Source organism: Leclercia sp. M-A074-M (genome assembly GCF_965195605.1).
In the GTDB taxonomy this organism is placed as follows: Bacteria; Pseudomonadota; Gammaproteobacteria; order Enterobacterales; family Enterobacteriaceae; genus Enterobacter.
Genome location: NZ_CBDAHM010000015.1, coordinates 15,610 through 40,341 on the forward strand (window position 1 = coordinate 15,610; position 24,732 = coordinate 40,341).

At 53.9% G+C, this 24,732-nt stretch carries 23 protein-coding genes and 1 other RNA gene; 8 read left to right on the forward strand and 16 right to left on the reverse strand.

The features are described 5' to 3' along the window. Positions 1 to 35 precede the first annotated feature (35 nt). From trmD to ffh, 4 genes are all read right to left on the reverse strand, one after another. Positions 36 to 803: a tRNA (guanosine(37)-N1)-methyltransferase TrmD gene (trmD, locus tag ACOKCT_RS21550; protein ID WP_103180784.1), complete on the reverse strand. Its 768-nt coding sequence runs from the start codon at positions 801 to 803 to the stop codon at positions 36 to 38. Between the two features lie 30 nt (positions 804 to 833). Then, entirely contained in the window at positions 834 to 1,373 is a 540-nt protein-coding gene (gene rimM / locus ACOKCT_RS21555) for a ribosome maturation factor RimM (RefSeq protein WP_301564410.1), read from the reverse strand. A 15-nt stretch (positions 1,374 to 1,388) separates the two neighbouring features. Next, a complete protein-coding gene (gene rpsP / locus ACOKCT_RS21560) occupies positions 1,389 to 1,637 on the reverse strand; it encodes a 30S ribosomal protein S16 (RefSeq protein WP_003863133.1) in 249 nt (82 codons plus the stop codon). Between the two features lie 252 nt (positions 1,638 to 1,889). After that, positions 1,890 to 3,251: a signal recognition particle protein gene (gene ffh / locus ACOKCT_RS21565; protein ID WP_103180786.1), complete on the reverse strand. Its 1,362-nt coding sequence runs from the start codon at positions 3,249 to 3,251 to the stop codon at positions 1,890 to 1,892. 166 nt (positions 3,252 to 3,417) lie between these two features. Here ffh and ACOKCT_RS21570 point away from each other — a divergent pair, with 166 nt between their 5' ends. Beyond that, positions 3,418 to 4,209: a cytochrome C assembly family protein gene (locus ACOKCT_RS21570; protein ID WP_103822531.1), complete on the forward strand. Its 792-nt coding sequence runs from the start codon at positions 3,418 to 3,420 to the stop codon at positions 4,207 to 4,209. A gap of 18 nt (positions 4,210 to 4,227) precedes the next feature. After that, entirely contained in the window at positions 4,228 to 5,514 is a 1,287-nt protein-coding gene (locus tag ACOKCT_RS21575) for an HlyC/CorC family transporter (protein WP_156655048.1), read from the forward strand. A gap of 53 nt (positions 5,515 to 5,567) precedes the next feature. Here ACOKCT_RS21575 and grpE read toward each other — a convergent pair whose 3' ends face one another. Further along, positions 5,568 to 6,161: a nucleotide exchange factor GrpE gene (grpE, locus tag ACOKCT_RS21580; RefSeq protein ID WP_139156362.1), complete on the reverse strand. Its 594-nt coding sequence runs from the start codon at positions 6,159 to 6,161 to the stop codon at positions 5,568 to 5,570. A 121-nt stretch (positions 6,162 to 6,282) separates the two neighbouring features. On the opposite strand from grpE, the gene nadK reads away from it, so the two are divergent. From nadK to bamE, 3 genes are all read left to right on the forward strand, one after another. Next, positions 6,283 to 7,161, forward strand: a complete 879-nt coding sequence (gene nadK, locus ACOKCT_RS21585; RefSeq protein WP_103180790.1) for an NAD(+) kinase — start codon at positions 6,283 to 6,285, stop codon at positions 7,159 to 7,161. 85 nt (positions 7,162 to 7,246) lie between these two features. Beyond that, positions 7,247 to 8,908: a DNA repair protein RecN gene (gene recN, locus ACOKCT_RS21590; RefSeq protein WP_420193864.1), complete on the forward strand. Its 1,662-nt coding sequence runs from the start codon at positions 7,247 to 7,249 to the stop codon at positions 8,906 to 8,908. Positions 8,909 to 9,059: 151 nt separating this feature from the next. Beyond that, positions 9,060 to 9,401 carry an outer membrane protein assembly factor BamE gene (gene bamE / locus ACOKCT_RS21595; RefSeq protein ID WP_103180792.1) on the forward strand — a complete coding sequence of 114 codons (342 nt, stop codon included), beginning with the start codon at positions 9,060 to 9,062 and terminating at the stop codon, positions 9,399 to 9,401. Between the two features lie 97 nt (positions 9,402 to 9,498). Here bamE and ACOKCT_RS21600 read toward each other — a convergent pair whose 3' ends face one another. Beyond that, a complete protein-coding gene (locus ACOKCT_RS21600) occupies positions 9,499 to 9,786 on the reverse strand; it encodes an RnfH family protein (RefSeq protein WP_103180793.1) in 288 nt (95 codons plus the stop codon). Beyond that, positions 9,776 to 10,213, reverse strand: coding sequence for a type II toxin-antitoxin system RatA family toxin (locus tag ACOKCT_RS21605; RefSeq protein ID WP_197080107.1), 438 nt, complete (start codon positions 10,211 to 10,213; stop codon positions 9,776 to 9,778). The genes ACOKCT_RS21600 and ACOKCT_RS21605 overlap by 11 nt, the downstream gene beginning before the upstream one ends. A 156-nt stretch (positions 10,214 to 10,369) precedes the next feature. On the opposite strand from ACOKCT_RS21605, the gene smpB reads away from it, so the two are divergent. After that, entirely contained in the window at positions 10,370 to 10,852 is a 483-nt protein-coding gene (gene smpB / locus ACOKCT_RS21610) for an SsrA-binding protein SmpB (RefSeq protein ID WP_103180795.1), read from the forward strand. Positions 10,853 to 10,942: 90 nt separating this feature from the next. After that, positions 10,943 to 11,306: a transfer-messenger RNA gene (ssrA, locus tag ACOKCT_RS21615) on the forward strand. Positions 11,307 to 11,528: 222 nt separating this feature from the next. Here ssrA and ACOKCT_RS21620 read toward each other — a convergent pair. Continuing rightward, positions 11,529 to 12,797, reverse strand: a complete 1,269-nt coding sequence (locus ACOKCT_RS21620) for a Y-family DNA polymerase (protein WP_420193865.1) — start codon at positions 12,795 to 12,797, stop codon at positions 11,529 to 11,531. A gap of 1 nt (position 12,798) precedes the next feature. Then, positions 12,799 to 13,218, reverse strand: coding sequence for a translesion error-prone DNA polymerase V autoproteolytic subunit (locus ACOKCT_RS21625; protein WP_420193866.1), 420 nt, complete (start codon positions 13,216 to 13,218; stop codon positions 12,799 to 12,801). A 235-nt stretch (positions 13,219 to 13,453) separates the two neighbouring features. On the opposite strand from ACOKCT_RS21625, the gene ACOKCT_RS21630 reads away from it, so the two are divergent. Further along, the gene (locus ACOKCT_RS21630; RefSeq protein WP_420193867.1) at positions 13,454 to 13,747 is read left to right on the forward strand and encodes a hypothetical protein; all 294 of its coding nucleotides are present in this window, start codon (positions 13,454 to 13,456) and stop codon (positions 13,745 to 13,747) included. A 48-nt stretch (positions 13,748 to 13,795) separates the two neighbouring features. Here ACOKCT_RS21630 and ACOKCT_RS21635 read toward each other — a convergent pair whose 3' ends face one another. From ACOKCT_RS21635 to ACOKCT_RS21665, 7 genes are all read right to left on the reverse strand, one after another. Beyond that, positions 13,796 to 14,626 carry an SGNH/GDSL hydrolase family protein gene (locus ACOKCT_RS21635; protein WP_420193868.1) on the reverse strand — a complete coding sequence of 277 codons (831 nt, stop codon included), beginning with the start codon at positions 14,624 to 14,626 and terminating at the stop codon, positions 13,796 to 13,798. 163 nt (positions 14,627 to 14,789) lie between these two features. After that, positions 14,790 to 16,961: a GDSL-type esterase/lipase family protein gene (locus ACOKCT_RS21640; protein WP_420193869.1), complete on the reverse strand. Its 2,172-nt coding sequence runs from the start codon at positions 16,959 to 16,961 to the stop codon at positions 14,790 to 14,792. A 55-nt stretch (positions 16,962 to 17,016) separates the two neighbouring features. After that, positions 17,017 to 20,103 carry a host specificity factor TipJ family phage tail protein gene (locus tag ACOKCT_RS21645; protein ID WP_420193870.1) on the reverse strand — a complete coding sequence of 1,029 codons (3,087 nt, stop codon included), beginning with the start codon at positions 20,101 to 20,103 and terminating at the stop codon, positions 17,017 to 17,019. Then, positions 20,100 to 20,480, reverse strand: coding sequence for a nitrite transporter (locus ACOKCT_RS21650; RefSeq protein ID WP_392494912.1), 381 nt, complete (start codon positions 20,478 to 20,480; stop codon positions 20,100 to 20,102). Before ACOKCT_RS21650 ends, ACOKCT_RS21645 begins: the two co-directional genes overlap by 4 nt. Before the next feature lie 9 nt (positions 20,481 to 20,489). Further along, positions 20,490 to 20,978 (reverse strand): DUF1833 family protein, encoded by a 489-nt coding sequence (locus ACOKCT_RS21655; protein WP_163368878.1) that lies wholly within the window; start codon positions 20,976 to 20,978, stop codon positions 20,490 to 20,492. Beyond that, positions 20,975 to 21,448, reverse strand: coding sequence for a hypothetical protein (locus tag ACOKCT_RS21660; RefSeq protein WP_097429116.1), 474 nt, complete (start codon positions 21,446 to 21,448; stop codon positions 20,975 to 20,977). Before ACOKCT_RS21660 ends, ACOKCT_RS21655 begins: the two co-directional genes overlap by 4 nt. Then, positions 21,448 to 24,729: a phage tail tape measure protein gene (locus ACOKCT_RS21665; protein WP_420193871.1), complete on the reverse strand. Its 3,282-nt coding sequence runs from the start codon at positions 24,727 to 24,729 to the stop codon at positions 21,448 to 21,450. The genes ACOKCT_RS21660 and ACOKCT_RS21665 overlap by 1 nt, the downstream gene beginning before the upstream one ends. Between the last annotated feature and the right edge of the window lie 3 nt (positions 24,730 to 24,732).

Sequence of the window (24,732 nt, forward strand, 5' to 3'; positions counted from 1 at the left end):
ATCTCTTATCCTGGGTAAACTGATATTTGGGGGCCTCAGGCCATCCCATCATGTTTCTGCTGCTGGTGCGCGTGTTCAGTTTTGAACTCGGCCAGCAACTTTGCTTGCTCTTCAGTCAGAGCCAGGTTTTCCAGAAGTTCAGGTCTTCTAAGCCAGGTACGGCCCAGCGACTGCTTCAGGCGCCAGCGACGAATCTCGGCATGGTTTCCCGACAGTAATACTGGCGGTACCTCCATCCCTTCTAACACTTCAGGACGGGTATAGTGTGGACAGTCCAGCAATCCATCAGCAAAAGAGTCTTCTGTTGCTGAAGCTTCATGGCCCAGAACCCCCGGAATAAACCGGGAAACCGAGTCAATCAGCGTCATTGCCGGTAACTCACCACCGCTGAGAACGTAATCGCCGATAGACCATTCTTCGTCAATCTCGGTTTGAATTACGCGCTCATCTATCCCTTCGTAGCGACCACACACCAGAATCAGTTTCTGATTCGTTGCCAGTTCGCTGACGCCCGCTTGATCAAGCTTGCGTCCCTGAGGTGACAGATAAATCACCTTTGCGCCTTCACCTGCCGCGGCTTTTGCTGCTGCGATGGCATCCCGCAAGGGTTGAACCATCATGAGCATCCCCGGTCCGCCGCCGTAAGGACGATCGTCCACGGTACGGTGCCGGTCATGCGTGAAGTCACGTGGACTCCAGCTTTCGATGCTCAGCAGGCCATTTTTTACTGCCCGGCCAGTTACCCCGTAATCAGTAATCGCGCGGAACATTTCAGGAAACAGGCTAATAATGCCAATCCACATAGCGCCGTCTTTTACCGTTTTCAGGAGAATTTAAAAACCAGGATCCCAATCTACTTCGATAGTACGAGTAGCGAGATCGACTTTCTTGATAACCTGCCCATCGAGGAACGGAACCAGCCGCTCCTTGATACCAAACGCATCTTTCAGGTTTGCCTTAATGACGAGAACGTCATTGGATCCGGTTTCCATCATATCGATGACTTTCCCCAGACCGTAACCTTCAGTCGTGACTACCTGGCAACCCATAAGGTCTTTCCAGTAGTAGTCACCCTCTTCCAGCTGTGGCAACTGCGACGAATCGACGACAATTTCACAATTAGTCAGCGCATTCGCGGCATCACGATCGTCAACGCCTTTCAGCTTGATGATGATGTCCTGATTGTGGTGACGCCAGCTTTCCAGCTCGACCTCTTCCCACTTACCGGCCTTCTGGATAAACCAGGGCTGATAGTCAAAAATGCTTTCGGCGTCTTCGGTGGAGGAAAACACTCTGAGCCAACCACGGATACCGTAGCAAGAACCCATTTTGCCCAATACAATCGGTTCAACAGGTGCTTTTTTGCTCATCATGACCACCGTGACAGATTAAGCTGCTTTGTTTGCTGCTTTGATCAGCGTAGCAACGCGATCGGAAACAGTAGCGCCCTGGCCAACCCAGTGAGCGATACGATCCAGATCCAGACGGGTTTCTTCTTCTGCGCCAGCGGCCAGTGGGTTGAAGAAACCAACACGCTCGATGAAGCGACCGTTGCGTGCATTACGGCTGTCGGTGACAACAACCTGGTAGAACGGACGCTTTTTCGCGCCGTGACGTGCTAAACGAATAGTTACCATAACATCCTCTTGTGTGAATAAAACACCGGGCCCCATCGAGGGAAGGAGCCCGGTGTCATATTAAAAGCCCGAAAATTTTACTGATTTCTGGGGAAAATGCAATCAGCATCTGTTTTTTACTGCACAAGGCCAGGGCGTAACCGGTGCAGCCAGTTTGGCGTCGGCGTGCGCGCAGCTACCGGAGCGTACTTTGCGTACGTGAGGATAGCGAGCACACCCCGGCGTCAAAATGGCAAATAAGGTAGCCCGATATTATCTACCCGGGAATCCTGGGGGCATCATGCCTTTCATGCCGCGCATCATCTTGGCCATGCCGCCCTTCTTCATCTTCTTCATCATGCGCTGCATGTCGTCGAACTGCTTCAGAAGACGGTTCACGTCCTGGACCTGCATCCCACAACCCGCCGCGATACGGCGTTTACGGGAGCCTTTGATGATTTCCGGCTTCGCGCGCTCTTTCAGCGTCATGGAGTTGATAATCGCCTCCATACGCACCAGGACCTTGTCGTCCATCTGCGCTTTTACGTTATCCGGAATTTGCCCCATGCCCGGCAGCTTGCCCATCAGGCTCGCCATACCGCCCATGTTTTTCATCTGGCGCAGCTGCTCCAGGAAGTCGGTCAGATCGAAGCCGTCGCCTTTTTTCAGCTTGGAGGCCAGCTTCTCGGCCTGGGCACGGTCAACCTTGCTCTCGATATCTTCGATCAGCGACAGCACGTCGCCCATGCCGAGGATACGGGAGGCAATACGGTCCGGGTGGAACGGCTCCAGCGCTTCGGTCTTTTCGCCGACGCCGAGGAACTTGATTGGCTTACCGGTGATATGACGAATAGAGAGCGCCGCACCGCCGCGGGCGTCGCCGTCCACTTTGGTCAGCACCACGCCGGTTAACGGCAGCGCTTCGTTGAAGGCTTTTGCGGTATTGGCCGCATCCTGACCGGTCATGGCGTCAACGACAAACAGGGTTTCTACCGGGTTGATCGCGGCATGCACCTGTTTAATCTCGTCCATCATCGCTTCGTCAACGTGCAGACGACCGGCGGTATCCACCAGCAGCACGTCAAAGAACTTCAGCTTCGCCTCTTTCAGCGCCGCGTTCACGATATCGATCGGTTTCTGTCCGACATCGGACGGGAAGAACTCCACGCCAACCTGTTCAGCCAGGGTTTCCAGCTGTTTGATCGCCGCCGGGCGATAAACGTCGGCAGAGACGACCAGCACTTTCTTCTTGTGCTTCTCGCGCAGGAATTTACCCAGCTTACCGACGCTGGTGGTTTTACCCGCACCCTGCAGACCCGCCATCAGCACCACTGCGGGTGGTTGCGCCGCCAGGTTCAGGCTCTGGTTCTCTTCGCCCATCGCCGCAACCAGTTCGTTACGCACGATTTTGACGAACTCCTGACCCGGGGTCAGGCTCTTATTCACTTCATGGCCAACCGCTTTCTCTTTTACGCGGTTGATGAAATCACGGACGACAGGCAGCGCGACGTCTGCTTCGAGCAGCGCCATACGCACTTCGCGCAGCGTCTCTTTAATATTGTCTTCGGTAAGGCGTCCACGGCCGCTGATGTTGCGCAGCGTGCGCGACAAACGATCGGTTAAATTATCAAACATTGTCTCTCGCCTGGGGTAGAAACGTTAGGTCGCTGGCGCGACACGTACACAGAATTTTGCCGGAGTATAACATGAAGCCGTCTTTGTTGTTATGCAACGGTTGGAGCACGCCTCACGTAACGTTATACTGCATCTCTTTCTTATCAGGACAACTGTCGACACCTATATGCCTGTTTTCGCTCTGATCGCCCTCGTCGCGTACTCTGTCAGCCTTGCGCTGATCATTCCTGGCCTGTTACAAAAAAACAGTGGCTGGCGGCGAATGGCTATTTTGTCGGCGGTCATCGCGTTGATAAGCCACGCTTTTGCGCTCGAAGCGCGCATTTTACCGGGCGATGGCAGCGGGCAGAACCTGAGCCTGCTTAACGTCGGCTCACTGGTCAGCCTGATGATCTGTACGGTGATGACTATCGTGGCCTCGAAAAACCGCGGCTGGCTGCTGCTGCCCATTGTCTACGCCTTCGCGCTGATCAATCTGGCCTTTGCTACCTTCATGCCGAACGAGTTTATTACTCACCTTGAGACCACCCCGGGCATGATGGTGCATATTGGCCTGTCGCTGTTCTCTTATGCCACGCTGATTATTGCCGCGCTGTACGCGCTCCAGCTGGCCTGGATTGACTACCAGCTCAAAAATAAAAAGCTGGTCTTCAGCAACGAGATGCCGCCGCTGATGACCATTGAGCGTAAGATGTTCCACATCACCCAGGTTGGCGTAGTATTGCTGACGCTCACCCTGAGCACTGGCCTGTTTTATATGCATAATCTCTTCAGCATGGAGAATATCGACAAGGCCGTGCTCTCCATCATCGCGTGGTTTGTCTATATTGTCCTGTTATGGGGCCATTATCATGAAGGCTGGCGCGGTCGCCGCGTGGTCTGGTTCAACGTGGCGGGTGCAGGCCTCCTGACCCTTGCCTATTTTGGTAGCCGCGTCATCCAGCAATTTGCCAGCTAAGTAACAAAGGAGTTCCCCCTGGAACACATCTCCACTACCACGCTGATCGTTACCCTGATCGTCATGGTGGTTATCTCCGCCTATTTCTCCGGCTCGGAGACCGGGATGATGACGCTCAACCGTTACCGGTTACGTCATCGCGCCAAACAGGGTAACCGTGCCGCTCGCCGTGTAGAAAAACTGCTGCGTAAGCCAGATCGCCTGATAAGCCTGGTGCTTATCGGCAATAACCTGGTCAACATTCTCGCCTCCGCGCTGGGCACCATTGTCGGCATGCGTCTCTACGGCAACGCCGGGGTCGCTATCGCCACCGGGGTGCTGACCTTTGTGGTGCTGGTCTTTGCCGAAGTGTTACCGAAAACCATCGCAGCCCTCTATCCCGAGAAGGTCGCCTATCCCAGCAGCTTCCTGCTGTCGCCTATGCTCGTTCTGATGATGCCGCTGGTCTGGCTGTTAAATGGTGTGACCCGGATCCTGATGCGCCTGATTGGTATCAAAGCGGATGGGGTGGTCAGCAGCGCGCTGAGCAAGGATGAACTGCGCACCATCGTGCATGAGTCACGCTCGCAAATCTCCCGCCGCAATCAGGATATGCTGCTGTCGGTGCTGGATCTGGAGAAGGTGAGCGTGGACGACATCATGGTGCCGCGCAATGAGATCGTCGGTATCGACATTAACGACGACTGGAAAGCGATTGTCCGCCAGCTGACCCACTCCCCGCATGGCCGCATCGTGCTGTACCGTGATTCGCTGGACGACACCATCAGCATGCTGCGCGTGCGTGAAGCGTATCGTCTGATGACCGAGAAAAAAGAGTTTACCAAAGAGGTGATGCTGCGTGCGGCGGATGAAATTTACTACATCCCGGAAGGAACGCCTCTCAGCACCCAGCTGATTAAATTCCAGCGCAATAAAAAGAAAGTGGGTCTGGTGGTCGATGAGTATGGCGACATTCAGGGCCTGGTGACGGTAGAAGATATTCTGGAGGAGATTGTCGGCGACTTCACCACCTCCATGTCCCCTACTCTTGCCGAAGAGGTTACGCCGCAAAACGATGGCTCGGTGCTGATTGACGGTAGCGCGAACGTCCGTGAACTCAATAAAGCCTTTAACTGGCAGATGCCGGAAGAGGAAGCCCGAACCATCAACGGCATGATTCTGGAAGCGCTGGAGGAGATCCCGGCTGCAGGCACGCGGGTGCGGATTGGTCAGTACGATATTGATATCCTGGACGTGCAGGACAATATGATTAAGCAGGTTAAAGTCGTGCCGGTTAAACCGTTGCGGGAGAGCGTCGCGGAGTAAGATGTTGTAGGCCGGGTGAGGCGACGCCACCACCCGGCACTACGGGAGGCGCATTACGCCTTTGCTTTCGCCACGGAGACCATCGCCGCGCGAATGGTACGACCGTTCAGGGTATAGCCTTTCTGCATCACCATCAGCACGTTGCCGGCAGCCACGTCCTCAGATTCCACCATCGCAATGGCCTGATGCACGTTCGGATCCATCGGCACGTTGGTATCGGCAACCACTTCCACACCGAACTTCCTCACTACGTCGAGCATGGATTTCAGCGTCAGCTCAATCCCTTCAACCATCGGTGCCATATCCGGGTTCGCTTTATCCGCTACTTCCAGCGCGCGATCCAGGCTGTCGATAACCGGCAGCAGTTCGTTGACAAATTTTTCCAGCGCAAATTTATGCGCTTTTTCAACGTCCAGCTCGGTACGGCGACGCAGGTTTTCCATTTCTGCTTTGATACGCAGGATGCCATCGCGCTCGCGGTTCTGGGCTTCAGCTAACTGCGCTTCCAGATTCGCAATTTTTTCATCGCGCGGATCCACCTGCTCAGCACCAGCCTCAGCCTCTACAGCCTCAACCTCTTCGTGCTGCTCCGTGATAATTTCTTCCGGGGCTTGCCCCTCAGGCGTTTTCTGTTCTTTACTACTCATGAATTTCTCCGCGTTTTTCTGCATTCAACTCGCTAACTTCGCTTATTATGGGGATCAGTTTCCGGGATTCAAGGGAACAAGCCACATTGTCATCATTCATTCGCACAAGGACCTTCAGAAAATGAGCAACCATTTCAAGTGTATTGGAATTGTCGGTCATCCACGTCACCCTACTGCGTTGACGACACATGAAATGCTCTATCGCTGGCTGTGCGCCAAAAATTATGACGTGATTGTGGAACAACAAATTGCTCAGGAACTGCAGTTAAAAAACGTTAAAACCGGCACGCTGGCGGAAATTGGACAGCAGGCCGACCTGGCCGTGGTGGTCGGTGGCGACGGCAATATGCTGGGCGCCGCCCGTACCCTCGCCCGTTACGATATTAAAGTCATTGGCATCAACCGTGGCAACCTGGGCTTTTTGACCGACCTCGACCCGGATAATGCCCAGCAGCAGCTCGCCGACGTGCTGGAAGGCCACTACATCACAGAAAAACGCTTTTTACTGGAGGCGCAGGTCTGCCAGCAGGATTGCCAGAAGCGGATCAGTACCGCTATCAACGAAGTGGTGCTGCACCCGGGCAAAGTGGCGCATATGATTGAGTTTGAAGTCTATATCGACGAAATCTTTGCCTTCTCGCAGCGCTCCGATGGGCTGATCATATCGACACCGACCGGCTCGACAGCCTACTCGCTCTCGGCGGGCGGCCCGATCCTAACGCCTTCGCTGGATGCCATCACCCTGGTGCCGATGTTCCCGCATACCCTTTCAGCCCGCCCGCTGGTGATTAACAGCAGCAGCACCATTCGTCTGCGCTTTTCCCACCGCCGCAACGACCTGGAGATCAGCTGCGACAGCCAAATCGCGCTACCTATTCAGGAAGGTGAAGATGTGCTGATCCGCCGCTGCGATTATCACCTGAATCTTATTCACCCTAAAGACTACAGCTATTTCAACACATTAAGCTCCAAGCTCGGCTGGTCGAAAAAATTGTTCTGAAATAGCATCCAGCACTTTACTGTATAAAAAACCAGATTATACTGTACACAAACACAGTCATGGTTTTTCATACAGGAAAACGTTTATGCTGGCACAACTGACCATCAGCAACTTCGCCATCGTGCGTGAGCTCGAAATTGATTTCAACAGCGGTATGACGGCTATCACCGGCGAGACCGGGGCCGGTAAATCTATTGCGATTGACGCGCTGGGGCTCTGCCTTGGCGGTCGTGCTGATGGCAGCATGGTGCGCGCCGGTGCCAGCCGCGCCGATCTGTGCGCCCGTTTTTCCCTCAAGGACACTCCCGCCGCGCTGCGCTGGCTTGAAGAAAACCAGCTTGAAGACGGACGTGAGTGCTTACTTCGCCGTGTTCTCAACAGTGATGGCCGCTCCCGTGGCTTTATCAACGGTACCGCGGTGCCGCTCTCCCAGCTGCGCGAGCTGGGCCAGCTGTTAATTCAGATCCACGGCCAGCATGCCCATCAGCAGCTTATCAAACCTGAACAGCAGAAGTCGCTGCTTGACGGCTACGCCGGTGAGTCTGCGCTGATGCAGCTGATGGCTGCTCACTATCGTCAGTGGCATCAAAGCTGCCGCGAACTGGCGCTGCATCAACAGCAGAGCCAGGAGCGTTCGGCCCGCGCCGAACTGCTGGCCTATCAGCTGAAAGAGTTAAACGAATTCAGCCCCCAGGCGGGCGAGTTTGAGCAGATTGACGAAGAGTACAAGCGCCTGGCCAACAGCGGTCAGCTGCTCTCCACCAGCCAGCAGGCGCTGAATTTGCTGGCCGATGGCGAAGATGTGAATCTGCAAAGCCAGCTGTATGCCGCACGCCAGCTCGTGACCGAACTGGCCGGTATGGACAGTAAAGTCTCCGGCATGCTCGATATGCTGGAAGAGGCGGCGATTCAGATCTCCGAAGCGAGTGACGAGCTGCGCCATTACTGTGAGCGACTGGATCTGGACCCTAACCGCCTGTTTGAACTGGAACAGCGTATTTCGCGTCAGATCTCCCTCGCGCGCAAGCACCACGTTTCACCTGAAGAGTTGCCCAATTTTCACCAGTCCCTGCTTGATGAGCAGAATCAGCTCGACGATCAGGCCGACTCGCTGGAGACCCTCTCTCTGGCCGTCAGCGTCCATCATAAGCAGGCTCTGGAAACGGCGACGCAGCTGCACAACGTGCGTCAGCGCTATGCTCAGGAGTTGAGCCAGCACATCACCGAGAGCATGCATCTGCTGTCGATGCCCCACGGCGTCTTCACCATTGATGTCAAGTTCGAAGCCAACCACCTGACGGCTGAAGGCGCAGACCGCATTGAATTCCGGGTCACCACCAACCCGGGGCAACCGCTGCAGCCTATCTCCCGGGTCGCGTCGGGCGGTGAGCTGTCGCGTATTGCCCTGGCGATTCAGGTGATCACCGCGAAGAAAATGGAAACCCCGGCGCTGATCTTCGATGAAGTGGACGTTGGTATCAGCGGCCCGACCGCGGCGGTCGTGGGCAAACTGCTGCGTCAGCTTGGCGAGTCCACCCAGGTAATGTGTGTGACCCACCTGCCGCAGGTTGCCGGCTGTGGCCACCATCACTTCTTTGTCAGCAAAGAGACCGATGGCGAGATGACCGAAACGCATATGCAGCCGCTGGACAAGCGCGCCCGTCTGCAGGAGCTGGCGCGTCTGCTGGGCGGCAGCGAAGTCACCCGTAATACGCTGGCGAATGCGAAAGAACTGCTGGCTGCGTAAACTTTTTCGGTATCTCAGGGTCATACAGAACAATAAAAACGCCGACAGACCGGCCACCAGAGGTTTTAATGTGGTGAAAGGTCTATTATCATCGGCATATTACATATGAGCCGTCGCGTATTGCCCGGGCCCGAAAAGGAATCAAATCACTATGCGCTGTAAAACGCTGACCGCTGCCGCAGCGGTTCTTCTGATGATGACCGCAGGCTGCTCCACGCTGGAAAAAGTGGTTTACCGCCCTGACATCAACCAGGGGAACTATCTCGCACCTAACGATGTGTCTAAAATTCGCGTCGGCATGACGCAACAGCAGGTCGCTTATGCCCTGGGCACACCGATGATGTCCGATCCATTCGGCACCAACACCTGGTTCTACGTCTTCCGCCAGCAACCGGGCCATGAAAACGTGTCGCAGCAGACCCTGACGCTGACCTTCAACAGCAGCGGCGTTCTGACCAATATCGACAACAAACCAGCGCTCACCGACAAATAAGGTTTCAGAAATGCAAAAGGTGCTCATTGAGCACCTTTTTTGTTTTCTCTCGCTGCCTGTAAACCCGGAAAGCGCAGCGCCGCCGGGGAAACCCCGCTTATTTAGCCGCTTTCTCCGCACGCTGACGGCGTAGCTCCTTCGGATCGGCAATCAGCGGACGGTAAATCTCGACCCGATCGCCATCTTTCAGAGTATCGCTTAGCTTCACCGGACGGCTGTAAATACCGACTTTGTTTTTCGCCAGATCGATATCGCTTCGCAAGGTCAGCAGGCCAGAAGCATGGATCGCTTCTTCAACGGTCGCGCCCTCTTCCAGCGTAACGCGCTGTAGATACTGCTTTTCCGGCAGCGCGTAAGCCACTTCCACCACGATCTCAGGCTGCACTGTAGACCTCTTTGGCGCGCACGGTGAACGCCTGAACCATATTGGCCGCCAGCTCTTTAAATATGCGGCCAAACGCCAGCTCAATCAGGGCGTTGGTAAACTCGAAGTCAAGATGGAATTCGATCCGGCAGGCATCGGCACTCAGCGGAACGAACTTCCATCCCCCCATCAGTTTTTTGAAGGGACCATCCACCAGATGCATCAGAATACTCTGGTTATTGGTCAGCGTGTTACGGGTAGTGAAGGTTTTGCTGATCCCGGCCTTGGAGACATCCACTGCCGCCGTCATTTGCGTCGGGCCTGACTCCAGCACGCGGCTCCCGGTGCACCCCGGGATAAACTGCGGATATGACTGTACGTCATTCACTAACTGGTACATCTGTTCCACACTGTAAGGGACAAGCGCAGTACGACTAATCTGAGGCATAACATTTTTCCTGATCAAACAACCAACAAATAATAACATTTATCACCTGTTAAAAAAACGCTGAGCCTTATCTCATGCTAATATAGCGCGTTAGACCTCACAGGACGCAATGAGGTGACTTTTTGACATCAGATTACCTACGGCTTTACGACACTTATGACGAAGAAAAAAGCACATAAACCTGGCTCGGCAACCATTGCGCTCAACAAGCGTGCCCGCCACGAGTATTTCATCGAAGAAGAATTCGAAGCTGGCCTTGCGCTGCAGGGCTGGGAAGTTAAATCGCTGCGCGCGGGTAAAGCCAACATCGGTGACAGCTACGTGATCTTTAAGGATGGCGAGGCCTTTCTTTTTGGGGCGAACTTTCAGCCGCTGACGGTCGCCTCTTCTCACTATGTTTGCGATCCGACCCGCACCCGTAAGCTGCTGCTGAACAAACGTGAGCTGGATTCGCTCTTCGGGCGTATCAACCGCGAAGGTTACACCGTGCTCGCCCTGTCGCTGTACTGGAAGAACGCCTGGTGCAAAGTGAAAATCGGCGTGGCGAAAGGTAAGAAGCAGCACGACAAGCGTAACGATGTGAAAGATCGCGAGTGGCAGGTCGATAAAGCGCGCATCATGAAGCACGCAGGCCGTTAATTTCCGGATACTTATTGAGCGATTCAATAAGTTAGCGTTCCGGGGTGGTAACCGGTCTGCAAATTCTGGTATACTTGCTGTAACACTATTGGGGCTGATTCTGGATTCGACGGGATTTGCGAAACCCAAGGTGCATGCCGAGGGGCGGTTTGCCTCGTAAAAAGCCGCAAAAAAATAGTCGCAAACGACGAAAACTACGCTTTAGCAGCTTAATAACCTGCTAAGAGCCCTCTCTCCCTAGCTTCCGCTCTTAAGACGGGGATCAAAGAGAGGTCAAACCCAAAAGAGATCGCGTGGAGGCCCTGCCTGGGGTTGAAGCGTTAAAACTAATCAGGCTAGTTTGTCAGTGGCGTGTCCGTCCGCAGCTGGCCAGCGAATGTAAAGACTGACTAAGCATGTAGTACCGAGGATGTAGAAATTTCGGACGCGGGTTCAACTCCCGCCAGCTCCACCAATCATGATTGGACAGTGATAGGACATCACTAGCAATAACAGGAAGTTAGCAGTCTCAGCAGGACACCGACCAGACGGTGAGGGGACAAAAAAGGATACGCAAAGGAGCCGCGGCTCCCGAGCGATAAGAAGCCCGCTGATGCGGGCTTTTTTTATGAGAGACGTTTCTTCTTTATGCAACTGCTGCGCGGCAGCACCCTCGATAGTTTCGCTGTCGTTGTTTTCAGCGCACGATCAGCAGATCGGAGAATCTCGTCGTGTAACGAGGCGAAAGCATATCCCGCTTCATCTGCCACTGCTGCTGTATTCCCTGCCCGGCAAAAAACAGTGTCCCCTTTCCGTCTTTTGCGTTGAGACGATCAAGAATCTCCATCAGTTTCTCGCTGTTATGCCGTGGCGCAGCGTCGTCGAACAGGTTCAGCTGAGCAACACCCTGACTGAAAAAGTCACCGAGCATCACGCCCGCTTTCTGGTACCGGTGGCCTTCACGCCAGATGTTATCCAGGCAACGTACTGCGGCCTTGATGATGTCGCGAGTGTCCTGTGTTGGCGTCAGCAGTTTCACGGATACGCTATTCCCGTAGTACGGCTCATTGATCGCAAATGGTGAGGTTTTCACGAAAGCGGAAATATACCTGCAGTACTGGTGCTCACCGCGCAGTTTCTCCGCAGCGCGCGCTGCATGGCTGCAGATCGCCTGGTGCATTTGCTCGTATTCCACTACTCGTTCACCGAATGATCGCGAGCAGACGATTTCCTGCTTGGCCGGCGCGAACTCTTCCATTTCGAGGCAGGGTTCTCCTCGTAGCTCGCGCACGGTTCGCTCGAGCACTACATTGAAGTGCTTCCGGATAACCCAGGTGCTTTGCTCTGAGAGATCGAGAGCAGTTTTGATACCCATGGCATTGAGTTTTTTGCTGATACGGCGCCCTACGCCCCAGACGTCCTCGACAGGAACGAGAGACATTAACCGGCGCTGGCGATCGACATTTGATAAATCGACCACGCCACCCGTCTGCCGCTGCCATTTCTTCGCAGCATGGTTCGCCAGCTTCGCCAGGGTTTTAGTCTGAGCAATGCCGACACCGACGGTCAGATGCGTATTCTGCAAAACCGTGGCGCGGATTTCCCGACCAAAATCCTCCAGATTCCGGCAGTTCCTCACGCCTGTCAGGTCACAAAATGCCTCGTCGATACTGTAAATTTCCACGCGGGGGCACATGAGCTCAAGCGTGGTCATCACCCGGTTCGACATATCCGCGTACAGCTCGTAATTGCTGGAAAAGGTGGCAACGTTATAACGCCGGAACAAATCCCGTTGTTTAAAGAACGGTTCGCCCATTGTTATCCCAATCTGCTTGGCCTCAGCACTACGTGCAATAACGCACCCGTCATTATTCGAAAGGGCGACGACAGGCCTCCCCTTTAAGTCGGGTCTGAACACCGTTTCGCACGAAGCATAAAAGCTGTTCACATCCACCAGGGCAAACATATCAGCTTGTTGATTTAACGATGTACGTCACCACCCCGAAGACATCCAGGGTTTCCTCGCTACCCACTACGATCGGTGAGTAGGCACTATTCATGGGATTCAGCTGCACCGTCGGGCGCAGTTGCAGGCGTTTAACGGTAAATTCGCCACCTACCGCTGCAATGACAATATCGCCGTGTTCAGCCGTTCTGGAACTGTCCACCACCAGCAGGTCTCCGTCACTGATGCCTGCCTCACTCATTGAGTCACCCGCCGCTTTGACAAAATATGTTGCGCTGGGATGTTGGATCATCAGCTCATTTAAATCGATGCGCTGCTCAACATAGTCTGCCGCCGGTGACGGAAACCCACACTGGACAAGACTCGCGTAAAGGGGTAGCGCGACAATGCCGCGCAATTCTGCTGGCGTGTAAAATTCCATAAACAACCACTCCTAATTTTATACTGTTTTTATATACAGTAGTTTTAAAGAGCGTGCAGATCAATGCGGCGGCGCCTATTAATCTTCCTTACTGACTGACCTGCTTGTGCAATTTACCGAGCTTCATAGTTGAGAGGGTGACGTCATGCCTGAAAAGTTTTAGTATTCTTCCTCTTGGCTCCGTTAGAAAATTAGACCATCACCAATCTGCAGCCAAAGAAAAAAGAGGATTACCATGTTACAGAAATTACCAAGCAAGGATCGGCTTGCAGAACTGGCAGCATTCAACACAGCTGGCACAGACAACGCTCAACCTGCAACTATGGACGAGTGGAAGGCAATGGCAGAGGCTCTGCTTTCTTTGGTGGGGAAAGAAGCATTTGGTGAGGTAGTTTTTGGGATTGAGAGAGATGAGTCTGACGAACTGACCAACCAAAAGTATATCGACTATTCCTTAGATGCTATTGAAGCGCTTCCAGTTGGAACAAAATTATACGCTGTAATCCCTACTCCAGCTCAAGGCTCCTGAAAGGTAACCTTGAGAAAGAGGTGGTATATAACCACCTCTTCACATTTCTTAAGCTACCAATCCCTCAGCCAGTAGGCGTCCCGCGTACTCGGCACCGGCTGGATTAAAATGGAAGTAGTCATAAAAATATTGCGGATCTCGGTTAACAAGTTTGTCGAGATCAATAAGCTTCACACCATTGTTTGAGCAAAACTCGCGAGTATTTTGATTAACAGCTTCTACCCTGATATTTCTTTGGCCATTCTTGGCTAAATAACGTTCCATGTATTCATCGTTGTCACGAAGAGGCGTGGTAGCGATCACCAGATCTATTTCGAACAAACGGCAGGTATCAGCGAAAAGACGCAGGAATTTAGACCTGGCTGTGAAATCTAGTTCAGGTAATTTCTTAGGAGCTGGATGCCCAACTTTTTCTTCTTCGATAGGGTTGATGTAGTCCCCTTTCGACCACAGGCCAGAGGCAAACTGAATTGCATCGGCATCGATGATACCGTTCATTAAGACGATCTTGTTCGGCCGCATTGGGATAATTTTTGCCTGCAGTGCAAGCGTCAATTGCAGGATCGTCGCCCCCGACCTTCCGGCGTTTTCAACCCTGACTGAAACCCCTCTTGAACGAAGCTCCTTCTCTGCAATGTCTGTAAAACGCTTTCCTTCTGGAACATATGAGCATTCAACCACGCTATCACCCATTACGATGACTCGGGATTCAAATTCTTCTGGACGATTAGGATCACAGACGAAACCATCACTCGATATCGTAACGTTAACTGAATCCGGCGGTAAGCTTCCATCTGACAGCTCAATCAAGCTTGCAGGTGGTGCCATTACTCGTTTGGTTCCTGGCTCCCATTCTTTTAACCGGATCTGACGTTTCACTGTGTGCCCTCATGCATCTTATTTTTACAAGTGTAATAACCAACTGAATCACCTTGGTACCACGCAGTGCGATACCAAGGTGGGTTCAGAGAGGTAAAAGTGCCGATAAGATATCAGATCTTAATGTGTAGGCGCATGATAAATACGGGCCATCCAAAATCATTTATACATATTGAATTGCCTTATGAGTTCCTGTTTTATCAACAATGTTCATCTTTCCATCTGCATGAGTGAACCAACGTTCTCCGGGAACAAAACTGTTTGGGGTAACAGCCGTTCCTATCTCTGCAACCGTCTCAATTACGACCCCCTCTGATAGAGAGTTGTAGCTACTGGAAACGAACAGATCGCATTCAGGAAGCTTGATTGCAGTACTCCACAGAAGATTACCCTGCAAATAAAACTGTGTCCCTGCCTCACTGGTAACAATATCGATACACTGGTCGCCACGGGGGTTTGCAATGTTATTTACTGAGATAGTTGTTCCTGTAAATGACGTCAGAGCCATGTAAGTTGCGCTACCAAGGAAATCTAGATTAAAGAGGGCTACATAATTCGAACTCCACCCTTCAGCCTCGGATGAAGATTTAATTTGCGTCCCTAAGAACAAACGGCTGTTCGTACCAAAAAAACCGCGAATACGGAAGCGTGACTCTCCATAAACTCTTGGCGATAGAGTGGCGAAAGCACTAGTTACGGTATAGTCAGCGTTGCTATCTGCACCATTTGATTGGTTGGAACCGACACGGTTAAACGCAAGTTCTTGGTAGAATTTGGTGTTCTGATTATTCCCTGTCATTCCAGCCAAACCTTCCTGGATTTTATTGCCAATCTTAGCCTTTTCACGCATAGCATTCGTGTACCGGCCGCTGTACTCCTTTACAGTGAAGCCAACAACCCTGCATATTTTATCCGCAGGTGTAGTAAATGAAATGATATTCAAGCCGGGAGCCAAATCACAAACCGCTGTAGGTACTTCACTAAAGAAGTTGGAAGGAATTCCAGTGGCGTTAGCAATATCTAACGTGTATGTCCTGCTGGCTGGCTCTACCGAGTTCTTAACTGTTACCTGACCGGAAACCACCCCGTCCTGAGTAAGCTGACTGGTGAAATGAGCGAGCAAATAAGCTGGCTTAAGTGACGTGTTAAAAATGAATAACTTCGACGTGGAAGCTGCTTGGGTCCTAACATACACAGAATATGGGCAGTTCAGGGTATTGAGAATATTATTTACACCACGATAAGCAGCTGTCGTGTTGTCAATAAATTGCCCTGGCTGGATCTCCAGATTAACACCGGCAAAACCGTCCATGAAAATCGATTCGGCTATAAGGTCATAACCCGCCTGATTCCAGTGCAGCCGGTCACGGCTCAGGCGTCCGCGCGCATCACCGCGATTGAAGAGAAAGCGCTGCATAATAGAAAAGCTGTCGATGTATCTGGCGCCAAGTAACTGCGCAACATGCCGCATTCTGCTGCGATATGCATTGATTGCATACGGGTTGGTAATGTCTGTCGCCAGTAGCCCAACTACATCTGTGAGTGAGCAGAAGGACACAGCGGAGAATGACAGCTGGCGGTACATCTCCATGAGACTATGCTCGTAATCGTCAACGCTTATCCCCCTGTCCTGCCTGGCATCGTTTACACCCAAGGCTATCAAATACAGGTCAGCATTATCAGCGATAATCTCATCCATGTGTTCTGCAAGCACCTGTCCGGTGTCGTGCCCGGAATAGCCTCTTTTGATTATTTCGATGTTCGGGTTGTTGTACCACTCCCTGAGAATCTCACCAAGCCGATACGGAAAAGGAGTACTGACAGTTACTCCGTTGGTGATTGAGTCCCCCACCACGCAAATTTTAACCGGCATGCCGTTAACCATCGCCTGCACCACAGACCCATGTGGATCAGGGTTTATATGCGTCAGTAAGGGAACACTAAGCCAGGCACCCACAGCGATTCCCCCGGCGCTTGCAGGAGTAGATCCCGCAGGTACTGATTTGGGGAATGTGCCATCCCAGCGATAGTATTCTCCGGTAGTTGTGTCGCGCAGTATCTGGTTTGGCAGAGTAAGGGTTGCGCCAGCCTGAAAGGAGTCCATCGTGATGTAACCAAGCTCTCTGATGGCTTGCTTGCCGGCATCATTAATATCGGAAATAGTCTTTATTGCCATTCCCTCAAGCCCATACCAGGTATGTCTACTTCTGCCAAAGCGGTCAAGCCAGATAGCAGAAGTAATGCTGTTCATTGCGTTGTCGAAATTCTGGGCGTTATCATAAAGATCGCGTGGGTCAACTGAACCTAATGGATTGTTCGTACGATATGTAGTCATTATTACTCCAGGCATAAAAAACCCGCCGTAGCGGGTCAAATAATTTGAATTGCTATCAGGCGGCGTCGCCGGGATATGTGGCGTCGTCGTAGGCGTATTTGCCCGGATGATACTGGATGGCTGTTACTTGGCTGATCCCATCGTTACCTGGCGTTATTTCACCGACTAGTGCATCGTACGGGACTCGAACCGAAGAGCAGAACAGCAGGCGCGGCGGCTCGATGTATGGATCGTTCATTGCCCACAACTCCGGCTCCAGCGCTGTGCTGTAAGGCACCGAGATGGTGAAGTCGTCAATGCGTGTCGGCACAACCATTGCTGAGGCCCGGCCATCCTGATGGCGGATAATCACGCGCGGATTTTGGAACGACCAGTCCGGCGACTCACTGAGCGTCATGGTGATTTTTCTGCTGTCGTACGTCATATCGGTAATCAGGCAACTCAGCGTCTGGCTGCCTGGGATGTCATCGGCCAGCACAATGCGATCCATGAACTCATAGCAGAGCGCATCCATCTCTGTTGAGGTTGTGTGCTGCAGGCGCTGCAGCTGGTAGCCCAGCAACCGACGCATGCCGATGCGATAAGCACGGTCCTCATTAAGAACGCCGTCCAGCGTGTAGCTCTCAATTTTCACCGGAGTGGGGTTGCCAGGAAGACGACACTGCACTGTTTCCTCTGCCCAGGTGGTGCCATTGATGTAGGTCACGTCCACACCATCGTAATCGTCCTGTGACGGCGCTTTGAACGCGGTCTGCAGTTCCTGGGTGGTTTCCTGTGGGGTGATCATGCCTACCCAGGGTTTAATCCCTTCCCTTCCGGCCGACGCCAGCCCGTCAGACAGCAGGAAATACCCCATCCCCGCGTTGGTGATTTTCTGCAGCACCTCGAGCGCTGATTTGCTCTCACCGCTCGCCCAGTCGAACTTCTCCCCGCGGGGCGTCCAGTAGGTTTGTTCCAGCGCATCAATCGTCGCCGTGTCAATCTGACTGGCCGTGAATCCCAGTGACTCCAGCACATGGTATAGCGCACCGCTGATGCTCCGTGCCGTTCTGCCTCCGCTGTAAATCCTGGTTGGCGTGACGCTTACCCGGCGATCTGACATTGCTGCCAGCCGGTTCCCTGTGCGTACAGTCAGCGCCATGGTGGTGACGCCGTCGTACTTCGTGGGGCGCTTGCTCAGCCGGGATCGCAGCGCCTGCCAGAATACCTGGTCGCGTGTGCTGCCACCCTTAACCGGTTCGGTGCGGCGCATCCGGATCTCGTATTGCCCCGGCGACACGCTGTAGCGATGCGTAAACCCGATCTGGTTTTCGGTGCTGCGTGAATAAAACGGAGACTGTTGCTGCCAGGTGGTGGCGCCAACCTTGCGATACTGGATCACCAGGCGTACCGGCATGGAGCGCTTATTCCCCTGGTCGGTGTAACGCACCAGGCCGCTCTGGAAGTTGATGTTAACTTCGAATGCATCCAGCGTTTCGCCGTCGGGGCAGGCAAGGAACGGACCAACCCATTCGTAGTCGTCGCTGACGCCCGTCACGGTGGCATCCAGCAGCGTGCGCTCAGTGAAGCCAGGCCACGATGGGTCAGGTGTGGTAATAGTCTCGCCACCCGAGCCGGTGGTTACAGTAAGCCGCTCAACGGAAATGGTCTGACTGTCCACATCGGTAATCCGGAACTGGTTCCCGGCCAGACCCAGGGAGAAGCGCTGAATGCCCTCCGGCAGTCCGATGAATTGGGTGCCAGTGGCGCTGTTGTAGGCCAGGGTAATGTGCGCCCTGACTTCCGCAGTGCCGCCAGTTGATTTCACGCCTGCCATGTTAACCGGGGCATCACCAAACGCAGCAACCGGTAACGGGCTGTTAGTGATGGACCCACCGGCATAAGGGCTGCTGACCTCACCGATTTCAAGTCGCCCGCTGTTATCGCGCGCGACCAGGCCGGAGCCGGAGAGTTGCGAAGTGATTGAGGAAATCAGGCCTGACATGGTGACGTAGTTGGTCACCAGCGATACCGGATAGGTCGTGCCCTGCCAGCTGATGCTGAACGTCACAGGCATGCTGCTGAAATCGTATGTCGTCGGCGCGGCACTGGCGGTGATGCTGGCGGCGCTGCCGCCTACGCCAGGCACCGGCGGCACGCCCGGGGCGTAGCTGGCGATCACCAGGTCGTAGTCGTTGCCGTTATAGTTCAGTGTTACCGGCATTCCGACCACTGGTGCCAGCTCCTCTACCCCGCCATAAATCACACTGTAACCGCCGGACGACACCACGGTATAAGAGTTAGGTGCCAGCACGGTGATCACCGTTCCAACCGTCCACGACGGGGGGATCTCCTCATCGCCGCCAGATGCTGATACGTCCACCAGCGTGATCGAGTTCCCGGACACCACGAGCGCATCAGCGATAATACTGACCGTCTCCGGACCGCTTGAGCCCAGGTCCAGCCCGGCGGTACCGGAACCGGTATTCCCGACCTCGGGTGAGTTGAACCAGTTTTCAGTGCGCGTGTCCCCGGACACTGTGGCGCCAGGCGGGTAGAGGGTGTAACGCACGTCAGTACCGAACGCAGAGATTGGTGTATTACCGATCCGGATGTCGGACTGGTTAATCACCATATCGCCGACACCCACGCACAGGAACATGCTGGTTTCCATGCTGGTCTCGTTGACGAACCGGCTCACTGGCTGCACGACGTAATCAGGCCAGACACGATATTTGCCGAAGATTTCCCGGATGGGGTCACCCAGTTTCGCCGCATTCGCTTTGGCCGGGTTGAGGTCAATCTGGTCGCCGCTGGCTGCCTGGGCACCGCCGCCGCCAGCCTGAGACATTGTGCTCATCATGTAGATGCTGTACGCAGCAGAGGCAACGGCTACGCTGACAGCGACCCACAATGCGATCTCTGCTCCGGTGCCGTAGGGCACCGGATACATCCGGACGTCAGTTTCGGGCTTGATTATGCACAGTGGCCACTCTGCAGGAGGGACGGAAATACCGTTGATTTCCACCGCGACCGGGTGCTGCTGATCCGACGTCCAGTCCTTCACGTTCTGCGTAAACCAGGTGCTGAGGGTCATCGTTTCGTGTTCGTGCTTTTCCAGCGGTTCGCCCGGCAAGCGGGATGGATAGATTCGGATCGTCACTGGTAATACTCCACGCGGACAAAACGGCGCACAAACCGCGCCAGCGGCAAAAAGGTTACGTTAGTGCGGGGATTGCACTCTGCGGCGCGCAGCTGGCCATTAATCTCGACAACGATGGCAACGTGTGTCACGACTGAGCCGGAATAACAGGCGATACCCGCGCCCGGGGCCGGTTCACATCGCGACAGGCCAGCCATCAGTCCGCGCGCTTCCCGATCGAGGCCGTTATCATCCTTCGTCACTCCGGCGAAATCAGGCCACGGCGTCAGGCCAAGATCGCGCCTGATTTCATTGACGATGCCAAAGCAGTCCAGCGCGGGGTAAGCGCGCCCTCCCTTCTGCCACTCGACAGAACGGTATTTATCAGGATTGAACATGGTGATTCCCTATTGCAGGTAACGTAGTCCGGGGAATAGTGGGAGCGTATAGCGAAATCTGGGCCACGCCGTATCGAGGATGTTCATGTAGCCAGCGGTGATTTGCACTTCCGTTGCGGTCCATGAGCCCTCTTTAATAGCCAGGGTGAATGGCGGAGAGGCAGGTGCCGACAAATCGGTGGAAATATAACGTCGAAAGGTCAAAGAGGCATTGCTGAGGTTGTCGAGTGCATTACGGATTGCAGTCGATACCACACCGTCGATATTGCTGATGGCGAACTTGAGATCCTGAGTTCCATCGGAATTGCGTGCCGGCAGCGCTACATCAATGGCAGAGCCGGTGAAAGTGGCCTGCGCTCCGGTTTCAAGGGTAACAGTAATATCATCCCATCCGCGGGTCAGCCAGTAGCTCTGGCCGCCAACATTAATCTGCAGGGTATCAAGTATGACCTCTTCGCCAGAGGAGGCATAAAGTCGGTTCAGCACGGAACTGGTCATGCTTCTGGCCACTCCTCATTTAACGCAAAATCGAAGATGTCAGATCCGGCCACCAACTCAGGAAAGAATCCCCAACCAGGCGGTAGCAAAGGTCGCTCCCACAATTCCAGCTGTGCACTGAAGCGCCAGTATTTAGGTGGCACCAGGGTCGGGCCCTCATAGGCATCATCGGTAAACCGACATTTATAGGTTTGCTGGCAACCAAGTGGCGTCTGCAGCCTCATCAGAAACCACGCAGCACCATCCGTAAGCACATCACGAAACCAGGATTCAAACAGCTGCGCCTGGTTATTTTTCGTGAAAATCCAGTTCACGGTGGCGATCGTTGGCGTTGACGTGTACTTGCGCCGTTGTCGTGAACGGCCTGAAGTTGCTTGCGTTCTCTGTAGAGGGCTGACAGGTTTAAAACCATAGCCATCCTGAAGTGGCATCGGCAGATAATCGTGCGGGTACGATGCTAAATCCGCCATTATGATTGCCTCCTGTTCGGATACATGGATTTCAAGGCTCGGCCAAAGTCATTGTCAGGTTTGACAACCTGGGCGGCCATTTCTTTACGGATTGAAACTGCCAACTGTCGGTTTCGCTGGTCAATCGCCATCAGCGTTGCGTCGTCAGGTTTGCCTGTGAATGAATTTTGGATGTGAAAGGTCCCACCAGCAGAAGCCTGCCGGGACTGCTGAACCCTCTCCAGGGTTGCGTCCAGTTTGGCCGACGTGCTGGCAGTAACTACTCGCTCCCCTTTTTGGAGCAACCAGGTTCCAGTTTCCGGCACACGGTCAATCCCATCATGCGCCATGCCAGCGAGCGATTGCCCAGCGATCATCGCTACTGATGCGTAGCCGACAGCGCGGATTGCTGTGGCCGCAGGTATCCCCATAATAAGGCCGCCTTCCGCCATAGCTTTAGTTGCTGCAAGCTCGGTGTTGATCACGGCCTGCGCCATAGCGGCCGCCTTGCTGGCGATGAATAGCGTTTTATAGGCGATACTGCCTTCCTGTCCGATGCTCTGTAGCATCTGCGCTGACTGACCCGCCAGGTCAGAGAACATAGCCAGGCTGGCAGTTGTGTATCCCGCCTGAATGCTCTCTAATTGCGAAGCATTCTGCTTATTGATTTCAGCGACACGGTCTGCATAGGTTTGCTCGTTGATCTCCTTCTGATCGAGCAGCTCTTCCTGCATTTCCAATTGAGTGTCGTACCATTTTGCCAGTTCCTTCTGCGCATCAGCGACGCGTATAAGTTCGCCGCTGGCACCACCGACGGAAGAATCGATACCGCCAAACTTCGGCGCTTCCTGAACTGAAGCTTTCGAGATGCGCTCCATGGTCTTACGGTATTCTTCGGTAGCTGGAGCTGCCTCCCGCAGCAACTTAATACGTTCCCGGGTGGTGTTTAGCAGCGCCTCCTCTGGTTTTAACAGATCTTCATTCAGGGATTTCAGGCGCTCAACCGCGTTGAGGTGATCAAGCGCAGCGGAGTTACGCAGCAGTTCTGCCTTTTGGCTTTCAGTTAAAGCGGCTAACTCCCCTCGGGTAACCTGATATTTGGTTTTGGCGAGATCGGTGCTTTGCCCGGAGAGAGCGATCTGTTCCTGCTGCTGGCTGATGAGACGCTTGTAGGTTTCCTCCAGCTTCTCAGATGCTTTTTGCTCGTCAGATTTGGGCGTTTTTTTCTGAGGTTTGCTGGCCTCGTTGTTGCGCCAGGCTTCCAGGCTTGTGCCGATGTAATTCTGTCGAGCAGTCTGGAACTCGGGATCGTTGGTGAGGCCAAGAGCATCAGCAAAAAACCCAAGGCGTGCGCGCTCGCGCGCTTCGCCTTTGAGTTTTGACAGCTCCAGGTCCTGCCTTGCCTTCTCTAAAGCATCAGCCTGCTTGCCGCTAATTTCAGCCTGTGGCATTCGCATCGGAACAGCGGCAAGCCCCTGTCGCGCTATCAGTAAACTATTTCCCAGCCCCAGCAGGCGGTTAAATTCCGTGTGCTGGCCATTCATCATCAGCAGTGACTGGTAGGCTGCATTCTGCTCGGCGGCCTGCTGGCGAATTAAAGCAACCCTGCGGTTTTCAAGTCCCTCAAGCACACTTTGAATGTCCTGAGATTTTGCCTGCATCTGGCCCAACCGCTCTTGCTCGACTGCCAGAGCCGCGGTGGCATTTTCTAACCCCCTTGTGGCCGTTTCTACAGAAGTTAAGTGGTTGATCATGAAGCCACCGCTGGTTGTCGGTCCAGGGTTGGCTAGCACATACTGATAACCAGCAATTTCTTCCTTAAGGCTTTTCACCTTAGATGACTGAACATCAACCAAACGGTTTTGCTCATCCAGAGCCTGCCGGGTTTTGGCCTGATTGTCGGTGGTTTCAGAAAGGCTGAGGTTCTTTGTGCTGGCGCGAACCTCTTCGATGGTGGATGCGTATTCCTGTGCGGATCTACGAGCCTGCTCCTGGTTTTGGTACATGGTGTACCATGCACCAGCGCCAAGCATGACCAGACCCGGCACTCCACCGATCAGACCCAGCGCGCGCCCCATCAGCCGCGATCCAACGGCTGTCACGTTATTCAAAGCCCCTTGCGCGGCAGTCCTGGCGGCAATATTACGCCCCAAAGATTGCTGAGCTGCTGAAAGACGCTTTTCCGCTGCAGCTTGAGCATCAGTACCGCGTGCGGCAACCACCGCCTGTTGTGCGCGATACACAGCCGCGCGAGCTCGCGCCGTAGAAATCTGAGTACCGCGCACTTGGGCTTCGGCCAAAGCAACTTCGCTTTTTGCTGCGTTCAACACCCCAGCAGTGGCTGATGCGGTGCCGGATACAATGCCACCAAGATATCTCGCCAGACCAACGGCAACCAATGCACCTGCTGCAGTTGCCACTGAATCAATATTTTCGGCCAGGGAGTCGAGCCCGCCAGCCAGGGAGCTGGTCGCACCGCTCGCCTGGTTGGCGCCGCCAACCCAGGCCATAAAGGCGTTTTCCACACGTTGCGCTGAAGCCGCGACGGTCGCGCCCATCTGGGTACCCTCAGTTCGTATCCTGGATAGCTGACCGAGCAAAGCTGGCATTACAGTGTTTGCCGTAAGTTGCCCCGCTTCTGCCATCGCGCGCAACTGCCCGACATTAACGCCAAGGCCATCAGCCAGCGCCTGAGCGAACCTCCCTCCGTTTTCCATGATGGAGTTGAACTCATCCCCGCGCAGCACACCTGATGCCATAGACTGGCCGAACTGGGTGATCACAGCAGAGGCTTCACTCGCACCGGCCCCAGAAAGTCGGAGTGTTGTGGCCACCAGCTCCGTAACCTTTGCAGTATCGGATGCTGTATAGCCCAACTGCTTAAGCGACGATGACATGCGCGAGAACATGTTGGTATTTGCCTCTACGCTTGTTCCCGTGCGCTGGCTAATATCCATCAGTACACGCTGGTTCTGAGTGAATTCTTCGGCGCTGCCCGAGGCAAGTTTCAGGCGGCTATTGAGCTGAGTCCAGGTATCGGCATAGTTGATCAGCTGTTGGGTTGCGAACGCACCAGCAAAAGCCCCACCCAACCCCATTGCTGCAGATTTTGTTTCATTGAGTTGAGCCGACACCTCGGCCAGGGCTGTGCGGGTATCTCGCGAAGCGGCCGCAGCCTGCCGTCCGCCGTTCTGCATGGTTTTGTAGTAGTCACTTCCCATGCGTGAGGCGCGGGCAATCTCTGACTGAAACGACTGGGAGTTTGCTGAGATTTTTATAATCAGTTCACGCAGAGTTGCCATTCA

Excerpts from the sequence above, each read along its gene's own strand:
- ACOKCT_RS21665 (WP_420193871.1), bottom strand. The coding sequence starts at position 24,729 with ATGGCAACTCTGCGTGAACTGATTATAAAAATCTCAGCAAACTCCCAG.
- bamE (WP_103180792.1), top strand. The coding sequence starts at position 9,060 with ATGCGCTGTAAAACGCTGACCGCTGCCGCAGCGGTTCTTCTGATGATG.
- smpB (WP_103180795.1), top strand. The coding sequence starts at position 10,370 with ATGACGAAGAAAAAAGCACATAAACCTGGCTCGGCAACCATTGCGCTC.
- nadK (WP_103180790.1), top strand. The coding sequence starts at position 6,283 with ATGAGCAACCATTTCAAGTGTATTGGAATTGTCGGTCATCCACGTCAC.
- ACOKCT_RS21605 (WP_197080107.1), bottom strand. The coding sequence starts at position 10,213 with ATGCCTCAGATTAGTCGTACTGCGCTTGTCCCTTACAGTGTGGAACAG.
- rpsP (WP_003863133.1), bottom strand. The coding sequence starts at position 1,637 with ATGGTAACTATTCGTTTAGCACGTCACGGCGCGAAAAAGCGTCCGTTC.
- ACOKCT_RS21660 (WP_097429116.1), bottom strand. The coding sequence starts at position 21,448 with ATGGCGGATTTAGCATCGTACCCGCACGATTATCTGCCGATGCCACTT.
- trmD (WP_103180784.1), bottom strand. The coding sequence starts at position 803 with ATGTGGATTGGCATTATTAGCCTGTTTCCTGAAATGTTCCGCGCGATT.
- ffh (WP_103180786.1), bottom strand. The coding sequence starts at position 3,251 with ATGTTTGATAATTTAACCGATCGTTTGTCGCGCACGCTGCGCAACATC.
- ACOKCT_RS21630 (WP_420193867.1), top strand. The coding sequence starts at position 13,454 with ATGTTACAGAAATTACCAAGCAAGGATCGGCTTGCAGAACTGGCAGCA.
- grpE (WP_139156362.1), bottom strand. The coding sequence starts at position 6,161 with ATGAGTAGTAAAGAACAGAAAACGCCTGAGGGGCAAGCCCCGGAAGAA.
- recN (WP_420193864.1), top strand. The coding sequence starts at position 7,247 with ATGCTGGCACAACTGACCATCAGCAACTTCGCCATCGTGCGTGAGCTC.
- rimM (WP_301564410.1), bottom strand. The coding sequence starts at position 1,373 with ATGATGAGCAAAAAAGCACCTGTTGAACCGATTGTATTGGGCAAAATG.
- ACOKCT_RS21655 (WP_163368878.1), bottom strand. The coding sequence starts at position 20,978 with ATGACCAGTTCCGTGCTGAACCGACTTTATGCCTCCTCTGGCGAAGAG.
- ACOKCT_RS21650 (WP_392494912.1), bottom strand. The coding sequence starts at position 20,480 with ATGTTCAATCCTGATAAATACCGTTCTGTCGAGTGGCAGAAGGGAGGG.
- ACOKCT_RS21640 (WP_420193869.1), bottom strand. The coding sequence starts at position 16,961 with ATGACTACATATCGTACGAACAATCCATTAGGTTCAGTTGACCCACGC.
- ACOKCT_RS21620 (WP_420193865.1), bottom strand. The coding sequence starts at position 12,797 with ATGTTTGCCCTGGTGGATGTGAACAGCTTTTATGCTTCGTGCGAAACG.
- ACOKCT_RS21570 (WP_103822531.1), top strand. The coding sequence starts at position 3,418 with ATGCCTGTTTTCGCTCTGATCGCCCTCGTCGCGTACTCTGTCAGCCTT.
- ACOKCT_RS21625 (WP_420193866.1), bottom strand. The coding sequence starts at position 13,218 with ATGGAATTTTACACGCCAGCAGAATTGCGCGGCATTGTCGCGCTACCC.